Annotated in this window: 1 pseudogene; it reads right to left on the bottom strand. The window is 37.1% G+C overall.

The features are described from left to right. Nucleotides 1-230: pseudogene (locus PGOND44_RS14900) on the bottom strand (transposase); the annotation flags it as partial. Nucleotides 231-402: the final 172 nt, after the last annotated feature.

The following is a 402-nucleotide window of genomic DNA, read 5'->3' as shown; positions in this document are numbered from 1 at the left end:
CTGGTCACAAAGCCTGATACAACAGGATTGTCGTGTATGTATTTTAGTTTCTGCTCAAATACGTTTAATGACCAAATCTCTATTGGTTTATTATGCTGCTGCCAAAACTGTTTATTGGCAACATTGCTATTTTTTTTGCCAGCAGGTTCAAACATCCAGAGCATCCATTCTTTTCGGCTTTCATGTGGATTATCATCAATGATTTTAACTATTTTCTTTGAAGTAAACCCCCAGCAGGTGCGAGCGTCTCGCTCGTACACACTATCTAATTTATATCAATTTCCAAAATGGTATGGTCATCATTACCATAATTTCTTGCACTACTAAATTTCCAATCTATTGGGTTGGTCACAAAGCCTGATACAACAGGATTGTCGTGTATGTTATTTTAGTTTCTGCCCA

It is taken from the genome of Psychroflexus gondwanensis ACAM 44 (assembly GCF_000355905.1).
Classification (GTDB): domain Bacteria; phylum Bacteroidota; class Bacteroidia; order Flavobacteriales; family Flavobacteriaceae; genus Psychroflexus; species Psychroflexus gondwanensis.
This window is presented reverse-complemented; position numbering and strand designations above follow the sequence as displayed.